This window comes from Flavobacterium oreochromis (genome assembly GCF_019565455.1).
In the GTDB taxonomy this organism is placed as follows: Bacteria; Bacteroidota; Bacteroidia; order Flavobacteriales; family Flavobacteriaceae; genus Flavobacterium; species Flavobacterium oreochromis.
In genome coordinates this window covers 2207159-2224358 of the sequence record NZ_CP067377.1, presented here as the reverse complement: position 1 = coordinate 2224358, position 17200 = coordinate 2207159, and the positions used below count along the sequence as shown (strand labels likewise).

The following is a 17200-nucleotide window of genomic DNA, read 5'->3' as shown; positions in this document are numbered from 1 at the left end:
TATTCCTTTATCTTCTGGAGCATTAATGTCTACTACTAACGACATGCTAAAATGGCAAAATGCATTACGAGACACTATTCTTCTATCTAAAAAAAACAATGACAAAGCTTTTCAAAAATACAAACTTAATAATGGACAAATTATAGATTATGGTTATGGATGGCATATTAAGGAAATAAATGGATTTCCTACAAGAGAACATGGAGGCAGTATTTTTGGATATAAAAGCATGGCTATCTACTTCCCTACCGAAGACTTATATATAGTTGGTTTTAGTAATTGCGACTGTCATTCGCCAACTCAAACTATTAAAGACATAGCTCATTTACTTACAGAAAAAAGATAATTAACAACTAACAGAAACAACATTATGATTAAATTTATGATTCATTTAGCAAAAGTAATAGTTACTGCTATTATGGCTTTAATTTTTAGTTCTTGTAATCTAAATATAAACGGAAAAACCATAAAAGGTAATGGTAAAATTATAAAAAAGAAAGAGCACTAACAGGATTTAGTAAAATATCAATCTCGCAAAATTTAGAATGTGAAGTTACTCAAGGTCCCATTTTTAAGGTGAGCGTAGAAGCAGATGAAAATTTACATGAAGAGATCTTAACAGAAATAGTAGATGGTAATAGATTAAAAATAAGTTGTAAAAATGGTAATTATATTAATATTCAATCAAAAAAAGTTCATATAACTCTTCCTATCATTGAAGAATTAGAAGCATCTAGCTCCTCAGAATTAAGAACAAGAGGGGTTATAAAAAGTAATGATATTAGACTAATAACAAATAGTGCTGCTGATTTAACTGCTACAATTGAATCTGAAAAAATAGCAATAGATGCCAGCAGTAGCAGTAATATAGTTATATCTGGAAAAGCTATAAAACTTTCCATTGAATCGTCAAGCAGTTCTGATATAGATGCTCATAATCTACTTGCTAATAATATTGTTGTAAATAGTTCTAGTAGTAGTGAAATAAAAATTCATCCATTAATTTCATTATATGCAGATGCTTCCAGCAATAGTAGCATTTACTATTATGGATCTCCTAAAATAAAAAAACTAAGTCAATCATCAAGCGGAACAATTGAAAAACAATAATTTATAAAAAAACACAATACTTTTTCAAAAAGAAATCAATATAAAATTTCACTTAAAAATCATTCCTTAGATAAGAATGATTTTTTTTATCTTTGTCTTTTACCAAATTCTACAAAAATGAAAAAAATTAGCTTATTATTTATCTGCCTGATCACATCTACTCTTGCTTTTTCTCAAAACAAAGAAAGAATCAAAGGAACTAAAATGGTGAAAACTGAAAAATATGAAACCGAAACTTTTGAAGAAATTGAAATAGAGGACAACTTAGAAGTATACTTAATAAAAGCCGAAAAAAATGCTATTGAAATTGAGGCAGATGATAATTTACATGAAGCAATAGACCGTAAAATTTATGGAAAAACATTACGTCTTAATACAAATAAAGAAATAACAACTTATAAAAAAATTGATGTTCGCATTTTTTATACCGATAGTCTAAAATTAATTAGCGTAAAACATCATTCTAAACTTAATGCCTTTAACGATTTGAACGTTAAAAAACTAACTATTAAAGCATTAGACTATTCTAAAACATCTGTAAATGCTACAATTCCTAATTTTACATTAATTAGTAATGACAAATCTAAAATAGAATTAAATTTAAAAGGAAATAATGCTGTTATAGAGATGAGTAAAAATGCTGATTTAAAAGCTTTAATAAACACAAATTCTGTAAAAATAGATATGTATCAAAAATCTTCAGCAGCTATAGAAGGTGATACGAATGAGTTAAAATTACGTTTAGATAATAATACCAAATATGAAGGAAAAAATTTAACTTCAAAAAACACAACACTAACTGTTGAAGGGTATACAGACTGTGATATTTCTACCAATGGAAAATTAGCTATATCAGCATCAGGAAAAAGTAAACTAGCTATTTACGGAGAGCCTAAAATTGAAATAATTAAATTTGCAGATGAAGCTATCTTAATGAAAAAAACAAAATAATTGTTATACAAAATATTTTTAACTTAATTCTAAAAAGGCTATACTCAAAACGAGCATAGCCTTTATTTTATATACAGATTATCCTATAATATAGTGTCAAAAAGAATTTTATTTGACAACTCTTGCAGTAAGAGTTTTATCAGCTGTATTTATTTTTACGATATAAATCCCTTTATTCAGACTTTCTGGTAAATTTAATTCTAATTGATTAACAATAGAATTTAAATTTTGCTGATAAACCATTTGACCAGTAGCAGTTAATAATTGAATATTTTTAAATTCTTTTGGTTCTGGAGTTTCAATATTCAATTTTGAATTTGTTAGTATAGTAGGATATATTTTAAAAAAATCATTTTTAAAATCGTCAGCTGACAATCGCTCTTTTTCTAACTTTTGCTTATAAATTTCTATTTCTCGATCAAAACCATTTACCACTTTATACTTTAAAAAAAGTCTATAATAATCTCCATTTAAAGTTTTTACATAAAATTTCTTTTTAGACATTATATAATCTGGATTAGAATAATCAAAATTAAATTCTTTCCAATCATATCCTATAACATTGATATCCTCTTTATAAGTTAAGTTTTCAAAATTAGAATTTACAGTATGATCTTCTTCTAGAACTTCTGCAACAGCAAGTCCGTATTTATGCAAACAACCAGTTACAGTATACATATTATCACTTGGCCTTATTTCTGCCTTATTTAAATTTTGATCATAAGTTGTAAATAATAAATCCCATGATACAGGTTCTTCATCTACAATAGCATGAGTTTCTAGATTGTAATAAACAAATTTACTTCCCGAATCTCTATAATCTAAATCTTTTAGTATTTGCCTTTTTCTGGACCCCAGTTTTGACCGTCAAATTTTGAATAACTAAAATCATAATTTCTAAAACGAGAATTAATCTTTACTTTATAATGATCACTCCCCCAAGTACCATTTCTAAATACTGAATGCTTTATGATAAACACGCGAGTTCCATTAACTTTATGTGTGTTTATATCATAAGAACCCCAACCAATATAATATTTATTGGGAATGGTCTGGTCATCCCAATAGTCATTATTTAAAGCACCTATATTCCAATCTATATTACTATTATATAATTCATTTTCAAACCCTCTTGCTAAAGTAGTATAGTTGTCTTTAGTTACTTGACTTAATTCTGTTTTGTCTGTTTTATAAACTGTTAAAATCGCACTACTTGTATTGGCTCTAATTCCAAAACCTCTATCACTGTCTATTTGAAAAGCAAGATGCCAATTAATTGTATTTTTTACATTCTTAACAACTCCTGAATCAAACTTATAATAAGCTTTATTTTCTCCAGCATTTCCTAAATTAACTTTTTCAATAACTGGATTATATGTTATTTGAGAATAAGCACTCCAATTAATAATTATTAATAAAAATAATTTTATATTTTTCATATGTATATAGTTTATTTTAAATATTATTTTATTTCCATAAATGAAATATAAATTAAAAACGAAAGTATTATGAGACTTTTTTCACAATGAAGTAAATCAAACTTATAATAAAGAGTATTGAATTTTTGTATTTCCTCTTTCTCCTTTATCATTAGTTAGTGTAAGAAATTTTATTTTATAATAATTTGATTGAATATCTTTTAATACATAAAAACGATCTGTTTTTATACTGGGTAATCCTCCAAACTGCGACCCTCCTATCCTCCAATTAGAACCTATTATTCTTTGATCTGTTTTAGAAGAGCTAAAGTTAGACTCTATTATATTTTCTTTTTTAAATTTTTCATATGAATACTCTGACGTATTTACTTCATATACTAAAGTTCCTCCTTTCATATTAGATACAACAAAATCTGCAAATCCATATGTAACAATATCATCCCCTGACAAAATATAATTAGTAAATGTTGTAAAGCATAAGTCCCATAGCTCTTTTTTAGGTTCTACAGTTACAATTTCATCCTTAAATAAGTTTAAAAAAGTAAAGTTGTATAGTTTATCTTTATATATTATTTTTTCTTTAAAATCTTTATCAGATAAATCAGCGTATTGAATTCTATAACCATTATTACTGTATCTTAGTATTCTAATTTTCTTCCATCCTCTTGATTTTCCTTCTGTACTAACTGAACCTATTGCTGGAATTGTACTAGAGATTTCAAAACCTAGATTAAGCAAATAGACTTTATTATCATTATCAACTGCAGAAATTTCCTCAATAGCAGTCCCTTTTCCTTGCCCTGATCCATTCAAAATACCTGTAGCGTCATCACAATATCCATTTTTAGCTAAATTAAAACCTCCCAAAGAAATTACATTTTTATCAGGATTTTGAACTAGAGTTATATCTGTTTGATCTGTTTTCTTTGTTGCCATAAATATAGAATTGTTCAAAATCACCCTAAAGTCTTTTCCTGAGTAAAAACCAAGATCCCATGTTGATCTCTTTACAACCTTATATTGTACTGCACTCAAATCTAAAAAAACTTGATTAGGTTGGTTAGGTCCTCCTATCTCTGGCTTTAATACTTCTTCCTTTGCTATTAAAGTTTTTTGTTTTTCATCTACAGGCTCTTTTGAACATGAGATAAAAAATGAGGTAAAGTACAATAGTAATAGTCCTTTTTTCATATTTAGATAGTTATAGTTATTTCTTTTCAGATTAAAAAAGCTTAGAATTATAATTTCTAAAAAATTAAAAATTTAAATTATAGAGTATTTTAACAAAAAATGAACGCCCATAAGCCAACATAAGTTGAGTATTTCTTGCATGACCTTTAGCCTGTTCTACTCCTGATTGGTTTATATTTGTTATATTCAGTATATTTCTTGCCCCAACACTTGTTTCTATTTTTCCTTTTAATATCTTTTTTTGCAAAGTAAAATCGGGCCAATTAGATGAATCTATTTTGGAAATTTCATATTTAGTAACTCCTTCTACTAATTGCTGAACTCTTCCATTGTATTTATAATACAGAGAAACATTAATTTGAGGTTTTGAAAAAGAATATGATAGATTAGCATTACAATTAAAGGAGTATAAATAATCCTTACCGGAATAAAATAACTGATTATCAATGTTTTGCAAAACCCCTACTAAAGAAGCTCCTAAACTAACTGATGTTTTTTGATTCTTTAACTGGGTTAAAGTGGTTATATTTAAAACTTTATATCTACTAATGTTGACATATTGATATTCTGGATTACCAGTATCAGGATTAAATCGAAACAAAACCATATCTATCTTATTGTTTAAATCAATAAAACTACCTGATAACTGACTTGATAAAATGGTTTTATTTTTAAGATCACGTACCTTTTTTATACTAGCTTCATAAGATGTGCTAGTTTCTGGAATAAGTTTTTCATTACCTGAAAAGAAATGTCCATCAAAAATTTGTTTAGAATAAAGTTCTGTAAAATTAGGCGTTCTATAGGAAGTACCATAAGATAAACGCATCTCAATGCCTTTGTCAAACAAATACCGTAAAGCTAATGAAGAGGCATATTGATTTTGAAATAAAGATTGAATTGAAAAACGCAATCCTGGTTTAAGTGAAAATTTGTCAGTAATTGATAACTCACTGGAAACATAAAAATCATAATTGTTAATTCTTTTTCAATAGGTTCTAGAATATTATTTTCTTTTTGAATCATAGAAAAACCTTTATTTGAAACTAATTCATAACCTAATAATAAGTCCGCTTTATTTGTATTAAAAAAATTACTTAAAGAACCTGTACTATAATAAACCTCCATTGATTGATCCTTAAAAAGATCATTGTTTGATTCATATTTATCATATAAATTAAACTTAAAATTTTCGACTTTTCGTTCTTGCTTCTGATATGAAAAAGAAGCCGTATAGTTTATATTTGAATATAAATTTCCTGAAAAATTAAAATTATGAAACAATCTATTTATAAAATATCGTTTGTCATTAGTATAACGATAATATCCTAAATCATCATGATATCCAGATTGTACAGTGCTATTATAAAATTTCACTAATTCATTAAAAATTTCAGACTTATAATTCAAAGTAAAATTATCTGTGTTATAAACAATAGTTGCTGTTCCATTAATTTGTTCTTTGGGGAGCCAACGGAATCCTCTATTTCCATCATTTTCTGTATAAAACTTACCATATTTGGTATCATAAAATCCTTTAAAGTCATTTCTATTAATACCTAAATCAAAATATAATTTCCCTTTATAACTATATGATAACTTAAAATTTTGTATATGTCTCCCTTTATTAAAAAAACTGAATTCTTTGCCTATAGTTTCTTCTTGCACTCCCACACGTAAAGCCAGTTTTCCTTGAATTTTCTTTTTTGTTATTATATTTAATACTCCTGTAACTGTGTTTGCTCCGTGAGTAACTCCCATAGAACCTTCTACAATTTCAACTCGTTCTATATCATTTAAATTTATCTGTGAAAGATCAATATTATTCCCCAATCCATTTTCATTAACTAAAGGAACATTATCTACCATAATTTTAAAATACTGTGCATCTAATCCAAATAAAGAAGCTGTAGAACGACCATTGAGTCCACTAGGCTGCAAAGTGATATTTAAATATTGGTTTAATACATCAGTAAAATTATTTGCAGACAAATTTTCTATATCTTTAGATGTAATAATTTTCACATTAAAAACAGATTTTTTTAATGATTGAGGGCTAAATTGTCCTGTTATTACGACTTCATCTATTTTTTTTACTTGTAAAGAGTCCTTCAATTTAATTTGTCCCATTAGCATATTACCAAAAAGAGATAAGACAAGTATTTTTATTTTACACATAATAGAAGATGTATTCATTCTTTATTAGAAGGCAAATATAAGCTTATTTTTATTTATTCTAAATTAATTTAATATATTTGCTCAAATTTTTAAAAACAATCTCTACATGAAAAAAATAACTTTAGTACTTCTGTTAGTGAGTCTATTTTCAAAAAACTATGCACAAGACAAAAAGGAAGAAGATCGAAAAGCAATAAAATCAATGTGTGGATGCTATGAAGTTGAATTTAATTTTGCAGAAACATTTAACTATTCAAAAAATAGTGATTATAAAGCTTCTCCTTCAAAACATGAAAAAGCTATAGAATGGATAGAATTAACTGAAGATCAACCTAATAAATTATCATTACAACACTTACTCATTACAGGGAACACAGAAGAATCAATAGTAAAACACTGGAGGCAAGATTGGCTATATGAAAACACAGATCTATATTTATTTGATAAAGATCAAACCTGGAAATACAAAAATTAGATAAGAAGCAAGTCGCTGGACAATGGACTCAAAAAGTATATCAAGTTGATGATAGTCCTCGTTATGAGGGCAGTGCTTCTTGGATACATATTGACGGTAGACATTTTTGGGAAAATACAGCGGATGCTCCTCTGCCAAGAAGAGAACACACTATAAGAAATGATTATAATCTCTTAAAAAGAAATAATATTCATGAGATTAAAGAGTTTGGCTGGGTTCACAATCAAGATAATAAAAAAATAATACGCGAAAATAATGATACTTTATTAGCGGAAGAAAAAGGTTATGACGTATATAGAAAAATTGATGATTCTAAATGTATTCTAGCTCAAAATTATTGGAAAAAAATAATACTCTTTGGAAAAATATTAGAAATAAATGGACTTCAATATTTAACCAAAATAAAGATTTGATATTAAAAAAGAAAAACAACCTTTATTCACAAAACTATTCGAACTAAAACCAGAAGCTTCTTCTGAAGAAATAAGTAATATAATTGATACATATGTAACAAAATAAGATACCGTATCTTCAAAATAAAACCCCGTATAATTTTAGCTTATACAGGGTTTTATTTATTAGGGGACTTAAAAAGTAAAACAACTATAACTTTGTTTTTGAAAAGAAAAGGCAGTATAACACAAACTGTGTAAGTTAAAAAGTTATTCTGAAAAATTAGCTCGCTTAAAAGAGCTAAAATTTTTCGGAAATAACTTTTTAACGTTTTATATATTTACATAGTTATGATAGACAAAGAAGACTTATTAAACAACAAGGATTTTTTTTAAATCCTTTAAAAATGGAGAAGATTTATCTTCCTTTTTTAAGCAAATGCATAAACGAGCAGTAGAACACATGCTCAATGCCGAACTAGATGCTCACTTAGATACCGAAAAACATCAAAAAACCTCTGACGGCAATTATCGTAATGGTCATGGAACCAAGAAGATTAAGACTTCCTTTGGAGAAGATCAAATTAAAGTCCCAAGAGATAGAGAAGGTAGTTTTGAACCTGTTTTAGTCCCTAAAAGACATAATATTATTGATGGTTTAGAGAATGTTATCATTTCATTTTATGCTAAAGGAATGAGTGTTAGTGATATTGAAGAGCAAATCAAAGAAATGTATAATTTTGACATTTCAACTTCTACCATTTCAAGAATTACTAATGCAGTAGCAAGTGAGATAGTAACCTGGCAAAACAGACCATTAGATGAAGTTTACTTAATTGTTTGGATGGATGGAATTGTTTTCAAAGTTCGTGAAAACTCAAAAGTAATCAATAAAACTATCTATTTAGCAGTAGGACTTAATCATGAAGGACGAAAAGAAGTTCTTGGTATGTGGTTAGGTAAGAATGAAAGTTCAAGCTTCTGGATGAGTGTTTTAACCGATTTAAAAGCCCGCGGAGTGGAAGATATTTTAATAACGGCTACCGATAATTTAAACGGATTTACTCAAACCATACGTTCTGTTTTTCCTGAATCACAAACACAGATTTGTGTGGTTCACCAAATAAGAAATGCTTGTAGATATGTCGTATGGAAAGATAAAAAGCAATTTACAACCGACATGAAACTAGTCTATACAGCACCAACAAAACAAGCCGCCGAGTTAGCTCTAGAAGATTTTGCTCAAAAATGGGAATCTAAATATGGATATGCTATCAAATCTTGGAGGGAAAATTGGGACGAATTAACCATCTTTTTTGACTTCCCGTTAGAAATCCGCAAAATCATTTATACCACAAATTTAATTGAAAATCTTAATGGGAAAATTCGCAAGTACACCAAAAACAAAATGTCGTTTCCAACAGATGAGGCGGTAATAAAATCGGTTTACCTTGCCTTAAAAGAAGCAACTAAAAAATGGTCGATGCCAATACAAAATTGGGGTATTGTTTTAAACCAATTTAATCTTATATTTGAAAAAAGGCTCAGATTATAAAATCCAAGCCTAAACTTTTTAACTTACACACTTTGTAGGATAGTGTCAAAGAAAACAAAGTTTAATGTCCTTTTGCTGCTAAATATCTTTCGGCATCAAGAGCAGCCATACAACCAGTACCAGCAGCTGTTATAGCTTGACGATACACATGATCAGCAGCATCTCCTGCAACGAAAACACCTGCTACATTAGTTTTTGAAGAACCTGGAACATTTAGAATATAACCTGTTTCATCTAAAGTAATATAATCTTTAAATATATCTGTATTAGGCTTATGACCAATAGCAACAAAGAAACCTGTAGCTGGAATTTCAGTTATTTCTCCTGTTGTTTTATTTTTCGCTTTAACACCTGTTACTACTTGACCATCTCCTAGAATTTCTTCGGTTTCTGTATGCATTAAAATCACTATATTTTCAGTTTTACGCACACGTTCTTCCATAATTCTCGATGCTCTAAATTGCTCACTACGAACAAGCATGGTTACTTTTTTACACATTTTAGATAAATAATGCGCTTCTTCACATGCGCTATCTCCTGCCCCTACAATAACCACTTCTTGATTACGGTAAAAGAATCCATCACAAACAGCACAAGCCGAAACTCCTCCTCCAAGATTTAAATAATGTTGCTCTGAAGGTAAACCTAAATACTTAGCTGAAGCTCCTGTAGAAATAATTACGGTATCACACAAAAGTTCAGTCCCATCATGAATCCATACTTTATGTAAATCACCAGAAAAATCTACTTTAGTAACCCATCCATTACGTATATCTGTTCCAAAACGTTTTGCTTGCATTTCTAATTGAACCATCATTTCAGGACCTGTAATTCCTTCTGGATAGCCAGGGAAATTTTCCACTTCATTAGTTGTAGTTAATTGTCCTCCTGGTTGAGTCCCTTGATATAAAACAGGATTCATGTTAGCTCTAGCTGCATAAACAGCGGCCGTATAACCAGCAGGACCAGAACCTATAATCAAACATTTAACTCTTTCGATTGTATCTGACATAATATTAATTTTTAGAGATCAAAAATAATGATTTTTAAATGTAATAAAAGTAACCCAAATTACAGTTTTCAATACATTTATAAATATAAATTATTTATTTTATTAATTCTTTTCTAAAAAGGTAATTAAAAACATTTAAGTTTTTAGGATAATAAAATTAAAAAAGCTGAATATTAAGTTCAGCTTTTTTTTTTGTTTTTTAGTTATTTTTTTTCTTTATAAAATTTCACTAAGGCTAAAATATATAGTATTAAAGCTACAGTATAAAATAATAAGGAAATCCTTACATCCTTAGTATACTGAGCTACTAAAAGGGCTGATGTTCCAAAAAGAAAGAAATGAAACGCTTTAAAATTTTGCATATTATTTAAAGAAAGAGTCTACAAACTCAAATTTATTAAACACTTGAAGATCATTAATTCCTTCACCTACTCCAATATATTTAACTGGAATTTGAAATTGATCTGAGATACCAATCACAACTCCTCCTTTAGCAGTACCATCTAGTTTTGTTACCGCTAGACAGGTTACTTCAGTTGCTGCGGTAAATTCTTTAGCTTGTTCAAAAGCATTTTGTCCAGTAGAACCATCTAACACTAATAATACATCATGAGGTGCATCTTCTACCACTTTCTGCATTACTCGTTTTACTTTTGAAAGTTCATTCATCAAACCTACTTTATTATGCAAACGTCCTGCTGTATCTATAATTACTATATCCGCATCTTGAGCAACAGCACTTTGTAATGTATCAAATGCCACAGATGCAGGATCACTACCCATTTGTTGTTTTACAATAGGAATACCTACTCTATCTGCCCAGATTTGTAACTGGTCAATTGCTGCTGCACGAAATGTATCTGCCGCTCCTAATACCACTTTATAGCCTGCATTTTTAAACTGATTCGCTAATTTCCCTATAGTTGTGGTTTTACCTACTCCATTTACCCCTACAACCATAATCACATACGGTTTTTTATTAACAGGAATAACAAAATCAGTCTCTTCACCTGAATTAGTTTCTGACAAAAGAGAAGCTATTTCTTCTCTTAGTATTTTATTAAGCTCTTCTGTACCTAAGTATTTATCACGAGCTACACGTGACTCAATACGTTCTATAATTTTTAAAGTTGTATTTACTCCTACATCAGAAGTAACCAAAACTTCTTCTAAATTATCTAAGACATCATCATCTACTTTTGATTTACCTGCAACAGCTTTTGTTAGTTTAGACAAGAAAGAAGTACTTGATTTTTCTAATCCTTTATCAAGTGTTTCTTTTTTTTCTGAAGAAAAATTTTTTAAAGAAATTCATTTATATATGATTTACAATTTACACCAATGACCTATTAATTGAATAAATCAAAAACAACAAAACTATAAAATTTTGTAAGATAAAATTTTAATATAACTCAACACATAACAAAAAACTTATAATCAACTAATTACACTTCGCTAATTTTTTTAATAAAACTTTTCATCTACTTTGTTGTTTATATTTTTTTAAGCAAATATAAAATAAAAAAGCCACTTCAAGAAAGAAGCAGCTTTGTTTATATTGAATAGATAAAATTATTTCTTTTTAAGAAATTCATCAACTTCTTCAGGAGACATGATAGCCTCAACAAAAGTATAAGCACCAGTTTTAGGAGATTTTACCATTTTAATAGCTTTTGATAATCTCTTAGATGCTGTCTGTAGGGTTGCAACGGTTTTCTTTGCCATGACTTACATTTTTTAATTGAAATTTTTACTGATAAAAATCTCTAAATTATTTAATCTCTTTATGAACAGTCACTCTTTTCAAGATAGGATTGAATTTTTTAATTTCTAATCTATCTGGAGTGTTCTTTTTATTTTTAGTAGTAATGTAACGAGAAGTTCCTGGTACACCAGAAGTCTTATGCTCAGTACATTCTAAAATTACCTGAATTCTATTACCTTTCTTTGCCATCTTAAAGTATATTTAAATATTAGGAATAGATTATTTTATTAATCCATTAGCTTGTGCTTGTTTTAACACAGCTGAAATTCCGTTTTTATTAATTGTTTTAATTGTAGAAGCGGCTACTCTTAAAGTAATCCATCTATCTTCTTCAGGAAGGTAAAAACGTTTTTTAATCAAGTTTACAGAGAATTTTCTCTTTGTCTTGTTCATAGCGTGAGAAACGTTGTTTCCTACCATCGCTCTTTTTCCTGTAAGGTCACAAACTCTTGACATTATACTTATGTTTTATCGTTATTCAAAATCAGGGTGCAAAGTAACAAAAAATAAAACGATTACACAAACTATTTTAGTAATTTTTTAAAATTTCTTTATACAACATTTCAAAGCCCTTATTTACAGCTCTTTCTATAACTTTTTCTCTTGGCTGACCTAACTCACATTTCTCTACTAAAACATTTTTAGGTGTTGCTATTGCAACATATACCGTCCCTACCTCAGCATCTGACTCTCCTTTAGAAGGGCCTGCATTTCCCGTTGTAGCAATTGCAAAATCTGTTTTTAAAAGTTCTTTTACATTTTTTGCCATCATTTCTGCCACTTGTTCACTTACAACTGAACATTCTTTTATAAGTTCTTTATCTATTTTTAATAATTCTTCTTTAATTTCTGTAGCATAACTTACAATACCTCCTTTAAAATATACAGAAGCCCCTGAAACAGCAGTTAACAAAGATGCCATCTTTCCTCCAGTACAACTTTCGGCTACTGAAAGGGTCATTTTTTTTTGAGTCAATAATTTACCCAATACAAATTCAATCGTTTCCCCTTCGTCTAACCCTACTAGACAGTCTTGTATAAGAGGTTTTACTTTTTCTATTTCTAAAGCCACTTTTTGCTTTAAAAACTGTTCATTATTACCTCTAGCTGTCAACCTAAGCTTTACTTGAAAAGGACTGGGTAAATACGCTAACTTTATAAAATCAGGCAATCCGCTCTCCCACTCCTCAATTCGTTCTGCTAAGAGACTTTCACCTACACCATAAGTCATCAGCGTTTGATGATAAATATAGGGACGATCAAATTTTTCTACTAGACGCGGTACTACTTCATGATCTATTAAGTGTTTCATTTCATAAGGCACTCCTGGCAAAGAAACAAACACTGTCTTACCCTTCTCCATCCACATTCCTGGAGCTGTTCCTACTTGATTAAATAAAACTTTAGAGTTAGACGGAATCAATGCCTGATCTTTATTTAATTGCGTTATAGGTCTCTTAAAATAATTTTCGATCAAAGTCGTTACATGAGCTAACACATCTTGATCATAAACTAAAACATCATCTAAATACTGACATAACGTTTTTTTTGTAATATCATCTTTAGTAGGACCTAAACCTCCTGTTATTACTACTATTTCTACTTGATCTTGTAAATAAGAAAGTGTTTTTAAAATATGCTCTTTATCATCTGATATAGAAAGCATTTCTATTGTTTGAATTCCTATTTTATCTAAAGATTTTGCTATATAAGCAGAATTTGTATCTGTAATTTGTCCAATTAATATCTCATCTCCTATAGTTACAATAGCAGCTCTCATCTCTTTTATTTATATATTTTACCACAAAAAAGTAAGGATCAAAAGATTCTGACACTGCCAAAACACCTTCTAATCCTCACTCTTAATCTAGTAATTTTCTATTACAAGTTAAAATCTTTTTTTACTTCTTCTAAAGCTGCATTTATTCTAGTCTTTAAACTTTTATAAACTTCTTTAATTTCTTTCTTTTTCCCTTTATCTCTTGTCCATTGTTCAATTTGTAGAATTTCTTCTTTAGCTGCATCCATTCCTAACAAATCTAAAGTAGGTTTTGTTTTATGAGCAAAACCATATGCTTTGACATAATCTTTATCATTAATCCCCTCTTTCATTTGTTTTACATCTACTGGAACTTCTTCTACAAAAAGAGTAATTATCTGACGTACAAAATCTTCATCATCATCGGAAATTGCATATACTTTTGCTAAATTGTAATGAATTGCCATTATTTAACTTGAATCTTAAATAGTTGTTTATTTTCTAAATATCCTTCCAAAACATCATTTGGACTTACCTTTGCTACTCCTGCAGGAGTTCCTGTAAAAATAACATCACCTGTTTTTAAAGTAAAATATTGCGAAACATATGCAATGATTTCATCTATTTTCCACAACATCTGATTTGTATTACCTTGCTGAACAACTTGTGAGTTATTTCTTAATTCAAAGTTAATATTTTCTAACGAACTAAAATCTTTTTTCGATAAAAAGTCACCTATTACCGCTGAACCGTCAAATGCCTTTGCTGTTTCCCATGGTAAACCTTTTTCTTTTAATTTTATCTGTAAATCACGAGCAGTAAAATCTATCCCTAATCCTATTTCATCATAATATTTATGAGCAAATTTAGAATCAATATACTTACCTACTTTATTAATTTTAACCAAAACCTCAACCTCATGATGTACATCATTACTAAATTCAGGTAAAACAAAAGGAAATTGTTTTGGCAAAATAGCTGTATCCGGCTTCATAAAAATAACTGGTTCATTAGGACGCTCGTTATTTAATTCAGTAATATGGTCTATATAATTACGACCTATGCAGATTATTTTCATTTTTTTAATGATTAGTAAAAAAATAATTAGTGATTAGTAAAAAGTTTTACAATTTACTAACCACTAATCACTATTTACTGTTTTGTATTCAACTTTCTTAACTTAATTCCTGTCAATACCTTTTTAGTATAGAGAGGAAAATCAGCATTTTGAATCCATCCAAAATACCCTGGCTCTCTATCAAAAACTTCTTCTACTAGAGCCCCTTTATGCTTCCCAAAAGTAAAAATTTCTTGCCCTCTATCATTTAAAGCTATAAAACCAGCAAAATCAACTGATTTTTTTCGAGTTGTATATTCAGACAAGACTTTCATATCATTTTCTAAATCAGAATAACGATCTAATTGTGCTTTTAAAATTTCATAAGTGGCATTCGTATCCGCTTCAGCACTGTGAGCATTATCTAAAGTTTGATTACAATAAAATTTATAAGCTGCACTTAACGTACGTTCTTCTTTTTTATGAAAAATAGTCTGTATATCTACCGAAACTCTATTTTTCATATCAAAATCAACTCCAGCTCTCAATAATTCTTCAGCTAACAAAGGGATATCAAAACGATCTGAATTAAACCCTGCTAAATCAGAATCTTTAATCATATTATGCACTTGATTAGCTAATTCTGCAAAAGTAGGCTCATTGGCCACTTTTTCATCTGATATACCGTGAATAGCAGCAGCTTGCGCTGGAATAGGAATAGTAGGATTTACCAACCATGTTTTACTCTCTTTATTTCCGTTTGGAAACACTTTTATTATTGAAATTTCAACAATTCGATCTTTTGAAATATCTGTCCCAGTAGTTTCTAAGTCAAAAAAACAAATCGGACGATTTAATTTTAACTCCATTAATTTATTATTGGTTAATATCACAAAGATATAAATCTAAAAAATCTAATAAAACAAAAAAATCCAAATAAGTTTTCATATTTGGATTTTTAATTTCTGTTCTCTATCTAAGAATTATATTTCTCTATTAATATCCCAAGCTTCCAAGATATCTGCCACACGTTTTACAAATGTACCTCCTAACGCACCATCTACTACTCTATGATCGTACGAATGTGAAAGGAACATTTTTGACGGATACCTATAAAATCACCTTCTGGAGTTTCAATAACTGCTGGTACTTTACGAATAGCTCCTAATGCTAAAATACCTACTTGTGGCTGATTAATGATAGGTGTTCCAAAAACAGAACCAAAAGATCCTACATTAGTTACAGTATAGGTTCCTCCTTGTGTATCATCTGGTTTTAATTTTCCTGCTTTTGCACGATTCCCTAAATCATTTACTGCTTTTGCCATACCCACTAAATTTAATTGGTCTGCATTTTTAATTACAGGAACAATTAAATTACCATTAGGTAAAGCTGCTGCCATTCCTAAATTAATATTTTTCTTTTTAATAATATAATCACCATCTACCGAAATATTCATACCAGGAAAATCGCGTAATGCTTTAGCTACAGCTTCCATAAAAATTGGAGTAAAAGTTAACTTTTCACCTTCGCGTTTCTCAAAAGCATTTTTAACTTTATCTCTCCATTTTACAATATTAGTCACATCTACCTCTATAAATGATTGTACGTGAGCTGAAGTCTGTACTGACTCTACCATATATTTAGAAATCAGCTTACGCATTCTATCCATTTCTACAATCTCATCTTGCCCATTTACTGAAACAGGAACTGCTTGACTTACTGACGATGACACAACAGGAGCTGTCTTAGCTGCTTGCGCTACTGGAGTAGAAACTGACTGACTACCTCTGTTTTTAATATAATTTAAAATATCGTCTTTATTTACTCTTCCATCCTTACCCGTTCCTTGAATAGATTCAAGTTCCATTAACGAAATACCTTCTTCTTTAGCGATATTTTTCACAAGTGGAGAGAAAAATTTATCCGAAGATGAAAAATCAACTGAAGCTACAGTATCTTTAGCAACTTCCACGGTTTTAGCAACCTCAGAAACAGGAATATTTTCTACTTTAACCTCTACTTTAGGAGCTGACTCCACTACTATACCTCCTTCTGTTTCAATAATAGCAATTGTTTGACCTACTTGTACCACATCGTCTTTTTGAAATAAAATTTCAACTAACGTTCCCGCTACTTCACTTGGCACTTCGCTATCTACTTTATCTGTAGCTATTTCAAGCACTGCCTCATCCATTTCAATGTGGTCTCCCACATTTTTTAACCAATTGGTCACAGTTGCTTCCGCAACACTCTCACCCATTTTGGGCAATTTCAATTCAAACCTTGCCATATTTTTAAACTAAAGTTGTGTTT

At 29.3% G+C, this 17200-nt stretch carries 20 protein-coding genes and 2 pseudogenes; 6 read left to right on the top strand and 16 right to left on the bottom strand.

The window, feature by feature from the left end:
- The first annotated feature begins 25 nt into the window (after nucleotides 1-25).
- From JJC03_RS17895 to JJC03_RS10660, 4 genes are all read left to right on the top strand, one after another.
- The gene (locus JJC03_RS17895) at nucleotides 26-346 is read left to right on the top strand and encodes a serine hydrolase domain-containing protein (protein WP_258931648.1); all 321 of its coding nucleotides are present in this window, start codon (nucleotides 26-28) and stop codon (nucleotides 344-346) included.
- A gap of 36 nt (nucleotides 347-382) precedes the next feature.
- Nucleotides 383-508, top strand: coding sequence for a hypothetical protein (locus JJC03_RS17890; RefSeq protein WP_258931639.1), 126 nt, complete (start codon nucleotides 383-385; stop codon nucleotides 506-508).
- 14 nt (nucleotides 509-522) lie between these two features.
- Nucleotides 523-1110, top strand: a complete 588-nt coding sequence (locus tag JJC03_RS10665) for a head GIN domain-containing protein (RefSeq protein WP_235874378.1) — start codon at nucleotides 523-525, stop codon at nucleotides 1108-1110.
- Nucleotides 1111-1227: 117 nt separating this feature from the next.
- Nucleotides 1228-2061 carry a GIN domain-containing protein gene (locus tag JJC03_RS10660; protein ID WP_235819345.1) on the top strand — a complete coding sequence of 278 codons (834 nt, stop codon included), beginning with the start codon at nucleotides 1228-1230 and terminating at the stop codon, nucleotides 2059-2061.
- Nucleotides 2062-2169: 108 nt separating this feature from the next.
- Here JJC03_RS10660 and JJC03_RS10655 read toward each other — a convergent pair whose 3' ends face one another.
- From JJC03_RS10655 to JJC03_RS17880, 5 genes are all read right to left on the bottom strand, one after another.
- Nucleotides 2170-2898 carry a T9SS type A sorting domain-containing protein gene (locus tag JJC03_RS10655; protein ID WP_258932615.1) on the bottom strand — a complete coding sequence of 243 codons (729 nt, stop codon included), beginning with the start codon at nucleotides 2896-2898 and terminating at the stop codon, nucleotides 2170-2172.
- The gene (locus JJC03_RS10650; RefSeq protein ID WP_235873299.1) at nucleotides 2892-3500 is read right to left on the bottom strand and encodes a hypothetical protein; all 609 of its coding nucleotides are present in this window, start codon (nucleotides 3498-3500) and stop codon (nucleotides 2892-2894) included. The genes JJC03_RS10655 and JJC03_RS10650 overlap by 7 nt, the downstream gene beginning before the upstream one ends.
- Nucleotides 3501-3602: 102 nt before the next feature.
- A complete protein-coding gene (locus JJC03_RS10645) occupies nucleotides 3603-4691 on the bottom strand; it encodes an HmuY family protein (protein ID WP_088444574.1) in 1089 nt (362 codons plus the stop codon).
- 64 nt (nucleotides 4692-4755) lie between these two features.
- Entirely contained in the window at nucleotides 4756-5634 is an 879-nt protein-coding gene (locus JJC03_RS17885) for a TonB-dependent receptor domain-containing protein (RefSeq protein WP_258932614.1), read from the bottom strand.
- On the bottom strand, nucleotides 5553-6887 hold the full coding sequence (locus JJC03_RS17880; protein ID WP_258931609.1) for a TonB-dependent receptor plug domain-containing protein: 1335 nt from the start codon (nucleotides 6885-6887) through the stop codon (nucleotides 5553-5555). The genes JJC03_RS17885 and JJC03_RS17880 overlap by 82 nt, the downstream gene beginning before the upstream one ends.
- Before the next feature lie 88 nt (nucleotides 6888-6975).
- Between JJC03_RS17880 and JJC03_RS10635 the strand changes: the two are divergent.
- Nucleotides 6976-7863, top strand: a pseudogene (locus tag JJC03_RS10635) (DUF6607 family protein).
- A gap of 258 nt (nucleotides 7864-8121) precedes the next feature.
- Nucleotides 8122-9291: an IS256 family transposase gene (locus tag JJC03_RS10630; RefSeq protein WP_235874332.1), complete on the top strand. Its 1170-nt coding sequence runs from the start codon at nucleotides 8122-8124 to the stop codon at nucleotides 9289-9291.
- Nucleotides 9292-9352: 61 nt separating this feature from the next.
- On the opposite strand, the gene trxB is transcribed toward JJC03_RS10630, so the two are convergent.
- From trxB to JJC03_RS10580, 11 genes and pseudogenes are all read right to left on the bottom strand, one after another.
- On the bottom strand, nucleotides 9353-10303 hold the full coding sequence (trxB, locus tag JJC03_RS10625; protein WP_088398947.1) for a thioredoxin-disulfide reductase: 951 nt from the start codon (nucleotides 10301-10303) through the stop codon (nucleotides 9353-9355).
- Nucleotides 10304-10666: 363 nt separating this feature from the next.
- Nucleotides 10667-11618: pseudogene (gene ftsY / locus JJC03_RS10620) on the bottom strand (signal recognition particle-docking protein FtsY).
- A 257-nt stretch (nucleotides 11619-11875) separates the two neighbouring features.
- Nucleotides 11876-12028 (bottom strand): DUF4295 domain-containing protein, encoded by a 153-nt coding sequence (locus tag JJC03_RS10615; protein WP_014166478.1) that lies wholly within the window; start codon nucleotides 12026-12028, stop codon nucleotides 11876-11878.
- 46 nt (nucleotides 12029-12074) lie between these two features.
- A complete protein-coding gene (gene rpmG / locus JJC03_RS10610; protein WP_008253902.1) occupies nucleotides 12075-12257 on the bottom strand; it encodes a 50S ribosomal protein L33 in 183 nt (60 codons plus the stop codon).
- A 30-nt stretch (nucleotides 12258-12287) separates the two neighbouring features.
- Nucleotides 12288-12524 (bottom strand): 50S ribosomal protein L28, encoded by a 237-nt coding sequence (gene rpmB, locus JJC03_RS10605; RefSeq protein WP_014166479.1) that lies wholly within the window; start codon nucleotides 12522-12524, stop codon nucleotides 12288-12290.
- Nucleotides 12525-12597: 73 nt separating this feature from the next.
- Nucleotides 12598-13848 (bottom strand): CinA family nicotinamide mononucleotide deamidase-related protein, encoded by a 1251-nt coding sequence (locus JJC03_RS10600; RefSeq protein ID WP_103714331.1) that lies wholly within the window; start codon nucleotides 13846-13848, stop codon nucleotides 12598-12600.
- A gap of 101 nt (nucleotides 13849-13949) precedes the next feature.
- Nucleotides 13950-14294 carry an Hpt domain-containing protein gene (locus JJC03_RS10595; RefSeq protein WP_088398063.1) on the bottom strand — a complete coding sequence of 115 codons (345 nt, stop codon included), beginning with the start codon at nucleotides 14292-14294 and terminating at the stop codon, nucleotides 13950-13952.
- Complete coding sequence (locus tag JJC03_RS10590; protein WP_088398062.1) at nucleotides 14294-14905, bottom strand: fumarylacetoacetate hydrolase family protein; 612 nt, start codon at nucleotides 14903-14905, stop codon at nucleotides 14294-14296. The genes JJC03_RS10595 and JJC03_RS10590 overlap by 1 nt, the downstream gene beginning before the upstream one ends.
- Nucleotides 14906-14979: 74 nt before the next feature.
- On the bottom strand, nucleotides 14980-15753 hold the full coding sequence (locus JJC03_RS10585; RefSeq protein WP_088398061.1) for a 3'-5' exonuclease: 774 nt from the start codon (nucleotides 15751-15753) through the stop codon (nucleotides 14980-14982).
- A gap of 114 nt (nucleotides 15754-15867) precedes the next feature.
- Nucleotides 15868-15981: a 2-oxo acid dehydrogenase subunit E2 gene (locus tag JJC03_RS19220; RefSeq protein WP_374226228.1), complete on the bottom strand. Its 114-nt coding sequence runs from the start codon at nucleotides 15979-15981 to the stop codon at nucleotides 15868-15870.
- The gene (locus JJC03_RS10580; protein WP_374226227.1) at nucleotides 15948-17177 is read right to left on the bottom strand and encodes a dihydrolipoamide acetyltransferase family protein; all 1230 of its coding nucleotides are present in this window, start codon (nucleotides 17175-17177) and stop codon (nucleotides 15948-15950) included. Before JJC03_RS10580 ends, JJC03_RS19220 begins: the two co-directional genes overlap by 34 nt.
- Between the last annotated feature and the right edge of the window lie 23 nt (nucleotides 17178-17200).

Bases quoted from the DNA above. Each gene is read 5' to 3' on its own strand.
- JJC03_RS17880 (WP_258931609.1), bottom strand. From the start codon at position 6,887: ATGAATACATCTTCTATTATGTGTAAAATAAAAATACTTGTCTTATCT.
- JJC03_RS10615 (WP_014166478.1), bottom strand. From the start codon at position 12,028: ATGGCAAAGAAAACCGTTGCAACCCTACAGACAGCATCTAAGAGATTA.
- JJC03_RS10595 (WP_088398063.1), bottom strand. From the start codon at position 14,294: ATGGCAATTCATTACAATTTAGCAAAAGTATATGCAATTTCCGATGAT.
- JJC03_RS10580 (WP_374226227.1), bottom strand. From the start codon at position 17,177: ATGGCAAGGTTTGAATTGAAATTGCCCAAAATGGGTGAGAGTGTTGCG.
- JJC03_RS10645 (WP_088444574.1), bottom strand. From the start codon at position 4,691: ATGAAAAAAGGACTATTACTATTGTACTTTACCTCATTTTTTATCTCA.
- rpmG (WP_008253902.1), bottom strand. From the start codon at position 12,257: ATGGCAAAGAAAGGTAATAGAATTCAGGTAATTTTAGAATGTACTGAG.
- JJC03_RS19220 (WP_374226228.1), bottom strand. From the start codon at position 15,981: ATGTTCCTTTCACATTCGTACGATCATAGAGTAGTAGATGGTGCGTTA.
- JJC03_RS10650 (WP_235873299.1), bottom strand. From the start codon at position 3,500: ATGAAAAATATAAAATTATTTTTATTAATAATTATTAATTGGAGTGCT.
- JJC03_RS10590 (WP_088398062.1), bottom strand. From the start codon at position 14,905: ATGAAAATAATCTGCATAGGTCGTAATTATATAGACCATATTACTGAA.
- JJC03_RS10660 (WP_235819345.1), top strand. From the start codon at position 1,228: ATGAAAAAAATTAGCTTATTATTTATCTGCCTGATCACATCTACTCTT.
- JJC03_RS17890 (WP_258931639.1), top strand. From the start codon at position 383: ATGATTCATTTAGCAAAAGTAATAGTTACTGCTATTATGGCTTTAATT.
- rpmB (WP_014166479.1), bottom strand. From the start codon at position 12,524: ATGTCAAGAGTTTGTGACCTTACAGGAAAAAGAGCGATGGTAGGAAAC.
- JJC03_RS10600 (WP_103714331.1), bottom strand. From the start codon at position 13,848: ATGAGAGCTGCTATTGTAACTATAGGAGATGAGATATTAATTGGACAA.
- JJC03_RS17895 (WP_258931648.1), top strand. From the start codon at position 26: ATGTCTACTACTAACGACATGCTAAAATGGCAAAATGCATTACGAGAC.
- JJC03_RS10585 (WP_088398061.1), bottom strand. From the start codon at position 15,753: ATGGAGTTAAAATTAAATCGTCCGATTTGTTTTTTTGACTTAGAAACT.
- trxB (WP_088398947.1), bottom strand. From the start codon at position 10,303: ATGTCAGATACAATCGAAAGAGTTAAATGTTTGATTATAGGTTCTGGT.